Genomic DNA, 7,526 nt, shown 5'->3' on the forward strand with positions numbered 1-7,526 from the left:
TGAACAGTCCTCTAGAAACGTAGGCGGATACCGGCGACCAGGCGGGTCTGGCTGATATCCTCGGCATCGTCGCGGGCCATTTCGGCGCGCTGGCCGTGCAGGCGATTGAAGCTGACCCCGACATACGGGGCGAAGCCTCGGCTGATTTCGTAACGCAGGCGCACACCGACTTCGCTCTCAGCCAGCCCCGCGCCTTGCTCGCGGCTGGCATCGTTACGACCGAAGAAGTTGGCCTCAAGGGTCGGCTCCAGTACCCAGCGATTGGTCAGCAGCATAGCGTAACCGGCCTCCAGGCGCAGCGCGGTCTGTTGCCGCTCGCCAGCATACGCGGTGGCTTCCAGCTCCAGGCCATACAGCGGCGTGCCCTGGATGCCGAAGGCCGCCCAGGTCTGGCCGCTGGCGGGCTTGAAATCCTGGCGCAGGCCGCCGACCAGCTCCCACCAGGGGCTGATGGCGTGGCCCCACAAGGCCTGCAGTTCGGCTTTGTGGGTCTTGCCCTGTTCCCGTTCCCCTTCGGTGCGCAGCCACAGCCGGTCGATATCGCCACCCACCCAGGCCGTGGCATTCCAGTTCAGCGCGCTGCTGCTCTCGAAGTTCTGGTATTCCAGCTGGTCGACGATCACCGCCCAGTTGATCGCCCGGTCGTGCACCTGATGGCCCGGCAGCGGTGGGAAGGCGGCGCGGCGGTCGGCGTCGGTGATCACCGCCAGTGGCGTGCGCGGCTGCGCGCTGAGCGGCGCAGGAGGCTGCTGCAGGGGCATGGCACCATGGTTCATCTGGCTGTGGTCCATCGGCATCGCGCCGTGGCCGTGGTGGCTTGCCTCAGTGGCGAGCACGCGCTCGCTGGCCAGCAATGCGGCCAAGGCGGCGCCCGCCAGCAAGCTGCGATTGATGACTTCATTCATCGACCCGTACCTCGCGGAACATTCCGGTTTCCATGTGATAGAGCAGGTGGCAGTGATAGGCCCAGCGCCCCAGGGCGTCGGCGCTGACCCGATAGCTGCGGCGGCTGCCAGGCGGGATATCCACGGTGTGCTTGCGCACCAGGAAGCGCCCGTGCTCGTCCTCCAGGTCACTCCACATGCCGTGCAGGTGGATCGGGTGGGTCATCATGGTGTCGTTGACCAGGGTGATGCGCACCCGCTCGCCATAGCGCAGGCGCAGGGGCTCGGCATCGCTGAACTTGATGCCATCGAACGACCAGGCGAAGCGCTCCATATGGCCGGTCAGGTGCAGCTCGATGTCCCGCGAGGGCTGGCGCCCGTCGGGGTCGGCAAAGGTGCTGCGCAGGTCGGCATAGGTCAGTACCCGTCGACCGTTGTCGCGCAGGCCAATACCGGGGTCGGCTAGGTTGGCGCGTGGGGCCATGGTCTGCATGTCGACCAATGGGTTACCGGTCTCGCTGGCTGGGTGGTGCTGCATGGCCGACATCGCGCCATGGTCCATGCCGGCATGATCCATGTTGCCCATGCCGCCATGGCCCATGTCATCCATGCTCAGCACCGGGCGCGGATCCAGCGCGGGCACCGCTGCTTGCAAGCCCGGCGCGCGGGCCAGGGTGCCACGGGCAAAGCCGGTGCGGTCCATGCTCTGGGCGAACAGGGTGTAGGCGGGCAGGTCGCCTACCTCCACCAGCACGTCGTAGGTCTCGGCCACGGCAATGCGCAGCTCATCGACTGTAACGGGGGTCACCGGCAGGCCATCGGCGGCGATCACCGTCAGCTTGAGGCCCGGGATGCGAAAGTCGAAGTAGCTCATCGCCGAAGCGTTGATCAGGCGCAGGCGCACGGTTTCGCCGGGTTGGAACAGGCAGGTGAAGTTGCCGTCCGGCGGTTGGCCATTGAGCAGGTAGGTGTAGGTTGCCGCGCTGATATCGGCCAGGTCCGTGGGGCTCATGCGCATGCGCGCCCAGGCCAGGCGGTTGTCGACGGTTGCTTCCCAGCCCTTGGCGGCCACATCGTCAATGAAGTCGCCGACCGTGCGCTTGTCATAGTTGAAGGCGTCGGACTGCTTTTTCAGGGTCGCCATCAACTGCTCAGGCGCCTGATCGCTCCAATCGCTGAACAGCAGCACGTGATCGCGCTGATAACGGTGCGGCTCAGGCTCGCGCGGCTCGATGACGATGGCCCCGTAGACCCCGGCTTGCTCCTGCAAACCCGAGTGGCTGTGGTACCAGTAGGTGCCGCTCTGGCGCAGGGTGAACTGATACAGGTAGTCGCCGCCTGGCTCGATGCCGGCGAAGCTCAAACCCGGTACGCCGTCCATGTTGGCCGGCAGGATGATGCCGTGCCAGTGGATCGAGGTCGGTTCTGCCAGCTGATTGCGCACCCGCAAGCTGACCGTATCACCTTCGCGCCAGCGCAGCAGTGGCCCGGGCAGGCTGTTATTGACGGTCAAGGCGGTGCGCGGGCGGCCGGTGATGTTGACCGGGGTCTGGCCGATCGACAGGGCAAACTGCTGGCCCTGAAGGATTTGCCCAGGACGAGCGCCTTCAGCGGCCTGTGCCAGTGGGCGCCATAGGCCCAGGCCGGCCAGGGCCGTGGCGGCGCCCAGGCCTTTGACGAAGGTGCGGCGGGAAGAAATGCATGGCATGACGTGGCCTCGTTGCAGGCTGCTGGCGTCCATCGCGGGGCAAGCTCGCTGCCACGTCAGTTCCCGTTGAGGACGATCAGCGTGGGAGCGGGCTTGCCCCGCGATGGGCGTCAGACTGCCCAAAGTGGATAGCCGCCATCCTCGCTGCCAGTGCCTGTCAGCCGCCTGAGCGGCAGATTACAGATCCGTCAGGCGGGCACTGGCTCGCTGTCCAAATCGCGCATCAACAGCCCGTATTCCAGCGATACCTGCTCGGGGATTGGCAGGTACACCACATGGCCATCACCCGGCGCCACCTGAATCTCCTGTTGCTGGCGATTGCACAGGCGGTCAAGGTCAAAATGGTAGTTGCCGCGTGGGGTCATCAGTTCCAGCTGATCGCCGAGGGCAAAGCGGTTTTTCACGTTGACTTCGGCCAGGCCATCAACCCGCACGCCGGTCAGCTCGCCGACGAATTGCTGGCGCTCGGACACCGAATTGCCGCGCTGGTAGTTCTGGTATTCGTCATGTACGTGGCGGCGCAGGAAGCCTTCGGTGTAGCCGCGTTGGGCCAGCGATTCGAGGTTGTCCATCAAGCCGCGGTCGAACGGCTTGCCGGCCACGGCGTCGTCGATCGCCTTACGATAGGACTGCACCGCGCGGGCGCAGTAGAAATGCGACTTGGTCCGCCCTTCGATCTTCAGCGAGTGCACGCCCATCTCGGTGAGCCGCTGCACATGTTGTACGGCGCGCAGGTCCTTGGCGTTCATGATGTAGGTGCCGTGTTCATCTTCGAACGCCGGCATCGCCTCACCGGGGCGGTTGGCCTCCTGGAGCAGGAACACCTGTTCGGTCGGTTGACCGATGCCCAGGGTCGGCTCGACGTGCTGCACGATATCGCCAGTGAGGTTTTCGCGCGCCTCGCTGGCTTCATATTTCCAGCGGCAGGCGTTGGTGCAACTGCCCTGGTTGGCGTCACGCTTGTTGAGGTATCCCGACAGCAGGCAGCGGCCGGAATAGGCCATGCACAAGGCGCCGTGGACGAACACCTCAAGCTCCATATCAGGCACCTGCTGGCGAATCTCGCCGATTTCCTCCAGCGACAACTCGCGCGACAGGATCACCCGGCTCAGGCCCAGTTGCTGCCAGAACTTCACGCTGGCCCAGTTCACCGTATTGGCCTGCACCGACAAGTGGATCGGCATCTGCGGGAAGTGCTGGCGCACCAGCATGATCAGGCCGGGGTCGGACATGATCAGCGCATCGGGGGCCATTTCGATCACCGGCGCCAGGTCCTTGAGGAAGGTCTTGAGCTTGGCATTGTGCGGGGCGATGTTGACCACTACGTAGAACTGTTTGCCCAGCGCGTGCGCCTCTTGGATGCCCAAGGCCAGGTTGGCATGGTCGAACTCATTGTTGCGCACCCGCAGGCTGTAGCGCGGCTGGCCGGCGTAGACCGCATCGGCGCCATAGGCAAAGGCATAGCGCATGGTCTTCAGGGTGCCGGCAGGGGCCAGCAATTCGGGCATGGCGAGTGGGGTCATGAGCGCACCGGGGCAAAAGGCGCGGATGGTAGGGGCAAGGCGGGTGGTGGGTATTGATCTGGATCAAGCAGAGCAGGGCACTTTTTGCGAAAGCCTGCGCACTAACGTTGTGAATCCCAGAGGAATGCTCATGAACGAAACCGCGCTACAGAACAAGGCACTGGCCGTATTGCTGGCACTGGTGACCGTCGCCTTCGTGTGGATCCTGCTGCCGTACTACGGGGCGATTTTCTGGGCAGTCATCCTTGGCATCCTGTTCGCGCCGTTGCAGCGTAACCTGCTGATCCGCTTCAATCGGCGGCGCAACCTGGCTGCCGCCACCACCTTGATGATCTGTCTAGTGGTGGCGATTTTACCGGTGATCATCACCAGTGCCTTGTTGGTGCAGGAAGGCGCCACGCTCTACCAGCGTATCGAGAGCGGCCAGTTGGATATCGCAGGCTATGTCGAACGCGGCAAGGACATGCTGCCGGCGTTTGCCCAGAACGGCCTGGATCGCATGGGCATGGGCAATCTCGATGGCTTGCGCGACAAGATCACCAAGTGGGCTACCCAGGGCAGCCAAGTCCTGGCCAGCCAGGCGTTCAGCTTTGGTCAGGGCACCTTCGAATTTTTGGTGAGCTTCGGCATCATGCTCTATCTGTTGTTCTTCTTCCTGCGTGAGGGCCCGGAGCTGGCGCGCAAGGTCCGCCTGGCCGTGCCGCTACCCGAGCACCAGAAGCGTCGTCTGCAACTGAAGTTCAACCGGGTGGTGCGCGCCACGGTCAAGGGCAATGTGCTGGTGGCGATTACCCAAGGCGCCTTGGGAGGGCTGATATTCTGGGTGCTGGACATTCCCAGTGCGCTGGTCTGGGCGGTGCTGATGGCGTTCTTGTCGCTGCTGCCAGCGGTCGGGGCAGGGATCGTCTGGGCGCCGGTGGCGGCTTATTTCATCCTCACCGGGGCGATCTGGCAAGGGGTGGTGCTGACCGCCTTTGGCGTGCTGGTGATCGGCTTGGTCGACAACGTGTTGCGGCCGATTCTGGTGGGCAGGGATACGCGCATGCCTGACTACCTGATCCTGGTGTCGACACTCGGCGGCCTGGCGGTGTTTGGGCTCAATGGGTTTGTCATTGGGCCGTTGATCGCGGCGTTGTTCATGTCCAGTTGGGCGATCTTCGCCGCGACCAAACCACAGGTGCAGTTGCCTTCGTAAGGGGGCTGCGCAGCGGCCCTAATTACACTTGGCCTGGATTGCTCATCAACGCAAGGTGTAGGACACCCCGGCATACACCCCGAAGCCTTCACCCGGTGTCATCCGTGGCATGTCCTTGCCAGCATCGTCATAGCCAGGCGTCACCGTCGCCGCGTAACGCTTGTTGGTCAGGTTGCGCAAATCCAGCCAGGTCTGCCAGTCCTGCTTGGGTGAGTCCCAACCCAGGCGGGCACCGAGCAACGCATAGGCATCGGCATGGCCGCTGTTGGCATAGTCGACCTGCACCTTGGACGCCATCTGCGTGTTGACCCCGGCATAGAAGCCGCTTGGCCAGTCGTAGCGCAATTCGGCCTGGTAGTAATGCATGGGGATGCCTGGCAGGCGGTTGTCGCCGAATTTGTCATCGTCGCGGTAGTGGAAATCGCTGAAGGTGTAGGCCTGGCGCAACGACAGCTTGCCGACGCCGGCACCCTCCCACAGCACGCTGTCCAACGCAGCTTCGACCCCCTGGTGCACGGTAGGGCTGGCGTTGAATTCGGCCGCGGGTATGCCGGGCACGATCTCCACTGCCAACAGCTCATGGCGCACTTGCGAGTAATACCAAGCCAATTCCCAGCGGCCAACAGCGGCCTCACCCCGAGCCCCCAGCTCAAGGGTCGTGGCGGTCTGGTTGTGCATCTCGATGGGCTGGATCTGCCCGCCACTTACGGCAGGCGAACTCCAGATCAGCGACCACGGATGCGGTGGCTCGACCGAACGGCTGAGGTTGCCGTAAACCTGCAGGTTGGGGTTCAGGTCATAGCGCAGGCCCACCCGCGGGGCATAGTCCCAATCATGCTGGCTGACCTTGCCGCCAGCGGCGGGGTAGCTGACATCGCTCTCGCGGCGGGTGTAGATCATTGCCAGGCCCGTGGTTAGCCACAGGTCGGGGATCAGCTCCAGGTCGTTGCCCATGTGCAGGACCGTGTCCGAACCCTGGTAGCTGAAGTCGCGCGTGCGCGCGCCGATCACGTCGCCGTTGCGTTTGAACTGCGAGGCGCCACTGTTGGGCAGGTGCTTGGTGGTGCGCCAGCCGACGGTGGTCTTGCTCTCATGGCCAAACAGGGTGTCGCGGCGCAGGTAGTTCAAGGTGCCGCTGACATCGGTGTAGGCAACTTTCAAGCGCATCGGGCCTTCGCGCAGGTCCATCGGGAAGTCGTGATAGACCAGTCCGGCTTCCAGGCGCGAGTCATCGTCGAGGAACAACGTGGTCTTGTTGCCGACCCAGGTGCTGCCCGGTTGTGGGCGGCTGTCGTCGCGGGTCAGGTAGGCAGCGTTGGCTGCCCGTGGATCGTGCTTGATCTGGTCTTTGCGCAAGCGCCCGGCCAGCTCGTTTTCAGTCTCCCGGTAGCGCAGGTAGAAGCGCGTTTCCAGGTTGGGGTTGAAGCGATAACCGAGGTTGGCGGCGATACCCTTGGCACTACCGCTGCTGTGCTGCTGGTAGCCGTCGTATTCGGCGTCGGTCAGTGCCACATAGTAGTCAAGGTTGCCCAGCACCTGGCCGGAGCTGATGTGGCGTCGGGCATAGCCACGGCTGCCCATTTCATAGCGCAGTTGCAAGGGCGCGGCATCGTAGCCGGTATGGGTCACGTAGTTGATCGCACCGCCCAAGGCCAGCGCGCCTTGATCGAAACCATTGGCGCCACGCAGGACTTCGGCGCGGCTCAGCCACAGCGGCTCGAACAGTTCATAGGGAGTGCCGCCGGGGCCGGTCAGCGGCAAGCCATCGAACATCGTGTAGACACCGGAGCCATGAGCGCCGGGGGCGCGGTTGATGCCCGAGCCGCGAATCGACAGCTTGATGCCGTCGTTACCGGCAGACTGGGCGAACACCCCCGGCTGATAGGCGAGCACGTCCTGGTTGCTGGCCACCCGACCTTGTCCAACCCGCTGCATGTCCACCAGGTTGCTGGCGCCGGGGATCTCGTGCAGGCGCTCGCGGGCGGCGTCGAGCTCGCTTTGCTGCTGATCCTGGATCAGTACCTGGTCGAGTTCGATGCGGCCATTGGCCTGGGCGTTGGTGCTGGCGACGAGCATTGCCAGCAGGGAAAGGGGCAGGGTGGGGCGCATGGCTTTAGAGAGGTTCCAGATCGAGTGCGGGAGTCTGACGCTGCAAATGGCAGACGAAGCACAGTGCTCGATCTGTAGTGAAATCACCGGCCTCATCGCCGGGCAAG

General features: G+C 63.9%; 5 protein-coding genes. 1 reads left to right on the plus strand and 4 read right to left on the minus strand.

Annotation, left to right across the window (positions count from 1 at the left end; all coding sequences use genetic code 11):
* Positions 1-11: 11 nt before the first annotated feature.
* The 3 genes from ACF8K2_RS17765 to yegQ all read right to left on the minus strand — a co-directional run bounded on the left by ACF8K2_RS17765 (position 12) and on the right by yegQ (position 4,115).
* Positions 12-905, minus strand: a complete 894-nt coding sequence (locus tag ACF8K2_RS17765) for a copper resistance protein B (RefSeq protein ID WP_392466461.1) — start codon at positions 903-905, stop codon at positions 12-14.
* A complete protein-coding gene (locus ACF8K2_RS17770; protein ID WP_392466463.1) occupies positions 898-2,592 on the minus strand; it encodes a copper resistance system multicopper oxidase in 1,695 nt (564 codons plus the stop codon). Before ACF8K2_RS17770 ends, ACF8K2_RS17765 begins: the two co-directional genes overlap by 8 nt.
* A gap of 188 nt (positions 2,593-2,780) precedes the next feature.
* The gene (yegQ, locus tag ACF8K2_RS17775; protein WP_392466465.1) at positions 2,781-4,115 is read right to left on the minus strand and encodes a tRNA 5-hydroxyuridine modification protein YegQ; all 1,335 of its coding nucleotides are present in this window, start codon (positions 4,113-4,115) and stop codon (positions 2,781-2,783) included.
* Between the two features lie 130 nt (positions 4,116-4,245).
* Between yegQ and ACF8K2_RS17780 the strand changes: the two genes are divergently transcribed.
* Positions 4,246-5,310: an AI-2E family transporter gene (locus ACF8K2_RS17780; RefSeq protein WP_392466467.1), complete on the plus strand. Its 1,065-nt coding sequence runs from the start codon at positions 4,246-4,248 to the stop codon at positions 5,308-5,310.
* Positions 5,311-5,355: 45 nt separating this feature from the next.
* On the opposite strand, the gene ACF8K2_RS17785 is transcribed toward ACF8K2_RS17780, so the two are convergent.
* The gene (locus ACF8K2_RS17785; RefSeq protein ID WP_392466479.1) at positions 5,356-7,419 is read right to left on the minus strand and encodes a TonB-dependent receptor family protein; all 2,064 of its coding nucleotides are present in this window, start codon (positions 7,417-7,419) and stop codon (positions 5,356-5,358) included.
* Positions 7,420-7,526 lie beyond the last annotated feature (107 nt).

Origin of the sequence: Pseudomonas sp. xss_2 (genome assembly GCF_043104195.1) — a bacterium.
Lineage (GTDB): Bacteria > Pseudomonadota > Gammaproteobacteria > Pseudomonadales > Pseudomonadaceae > Aquipseudomonas > Aquipseudomonas urmiensis.